This is a genomic window from Kitasatospora sp. MY 5-36, from assembly GCF_001182915.1.
Classification (GTDB): Bacteria; Actinomycetota; Actinomycetes; order Streptomycetales; family Streptomycetaceae; genus Kitasatospora.
Genome location: NZ_LFVW01001112.1, coordinates 1 through 1,845, shown reverse-complemented (window position 1 = coordinate 1,845; position 1,845 = coordinate 1). Strand labels below are relative to the sequence as shown.

Annotated in this window: 1 protein-coding gene; it reads right to left on the bottom strand. The window is 71.4% G+C overall.

Annotated features, from left to right (window positions below; genetic code table 11):
* Positions 1 to 1,478: DEAD/DEAH box helicase (locus AE652_RS40620; protein ID WP_049660873.1), on the bottom strand; the 1,478-nt coding region annotated here is incomplete at its 3' end.
* Between the last annotated feature and the right edge of the window lie 367 nt (positions 1,479 to 1,845).

Below are 1,845 nucleotides of genomic sequence, written 5' to 3'. Positions count from 1 at the left end.
CGCTCGCGCGCCGCACGGGCGGCCAGGCGGTCGGCCTCCTCGCGCAGCTCGGTGGCGCGGCGCTGCGCGCGCTCCAGCTGGCGGGTCATGTCGGCGAGCTCGCGCTCGGCGGCACCGGCGATGCCGGCCGCGCTCTCGGCCTGGACCTCGGTCAGCGAACGGGCGCCGGTGATCTTGGCGACCTCGGCGTCGAAGGCGTGGTCGAGGATGTGGCGCGAGGCGTCGACGCCCGCGTCCTCCATCAGGCGGAAGACGCCGCGGCGCTGGTGCGGCAGCACCAGGGTGACGACGGCGCCGGAGCGGCCGGCGCGCGCGGTGCGGCCCGAGCGGTGCAGGTAGTCCTTGTGGTCGCCGGCCGGGTCCACGTTCAGGACCAGGTCGATGCCGTCGACGTGGATGCCGCGGGCGGCGACGTCGGTGGCGACGACGACGTTGACGTAGCCGTCCTTGAAGTCGCCGAGGACGCGGGTACGGGCGCCCTGGGTCATACCGCCGTGCAGCGCGTCGGCCTTCACGCCGGCCTCGATCAGCTGCTCGGCGACACGGTCGGCGCCCATCTGGGTGCGGACGAAGATGATCGTGCGGCCCTTGCGGGCGGCGATCGCGTTGGTGATCGGCGCCTTGTCCTTGGGCTTCACCACGAGGATGTGGTGGGTCATGGTGGTGACCGCGCCGGCCGACGGGTCGACCTCGTGGGTGACCGGGTTCTTCAGGTAGCGCTTGACCAGGGTGTCGATCTCGTTCTCCAGGGTGGCGGAGAACAGCAGGCGCTGGCCGCCGGCCGGCACCTGGTCGAGGATCTCGGTGACCTCGGGCAGGAAGCCCATGTCGGCCATCTGGTCGGCCTCGTCGAGCACGACGGTCCGGACGTCGGCGAGCTTGGCGCTGCCGCGGTTCAGCAGGTCGCGCAGACGGCCGGGGGTGGCGACGAGGATGTCGACGCCGCGCTCCAGCGCGTAGATCTGGTTCGACATCGAGGTGCCGCCGCAGACGACCTTGAGCTTGAGGCCGAGCACCGAGCCGAACGGCTCCAGGGCGTCGGCGACCTGCATGGCCAGCTCACGGGTCGGGACGAGGATCAGGCCGCGCGGGTGCTTGGGCTTGGTGCGCTCGCCGTCGGCCAGGCGGGTCAGCAGCGGCAGGCCGAAGCTGAGGGTCTTGCCGGAGCCGGTGCGGCCACGGCCCAGCACGTCCTTGCCGGCCAGGGCGTCCGGGATGGTCGCGGCCTGGATCGGGAACGGGGTGGTGACACCGCGCTTGGCGAGGGCACGCACGACGTCGTCGTGCAGGCCCAGGTCGCCGAAGGTGATGGTGGGCTCGGCGGCCGCCTCCTCGGTGGCCTCCACGGTCTCCACGGCCTCGGCGATCACCTCGTCCGCGGCGGTGTCGGTGATGTCGTTGATGTCGTTGGTGTCGGTGACATCGGCGGCGGCCTCGTTCGCGGGCATGGCGAAGCGGGCGTCGTCAACGAGAGACATGCAAAACCTTCCGGAAGTGGCACGCGCCAAAGTCCGGGGTTCTGTTTCACAACCGCCTCTATGCGGTCAGCCACGGATCGCCGGAACGCGCCAAGGGCGCCAGATGGGAATAGGGCGCCAGTCAAATGGATCAAACGAACGATCTACCACCATAGACGAACCTGGGGATCAGAGGCAAACCCCCTGCTCAATCACCTAATGCGCGACCACCCGCGGGCTCGGGGCCGAGGAACCGGAGCTGCCGGAGGACGGGTCCGGGGCCGGCGGGACGGTCGCGGCGGGCGAGCTGTGCTCGGGCGCGGGGGTGCCGGACGGGTGGCTGCTCGGGGTGGACGAGGGCGTCCAGGTCGTCGCCCAGCGTCCGCAC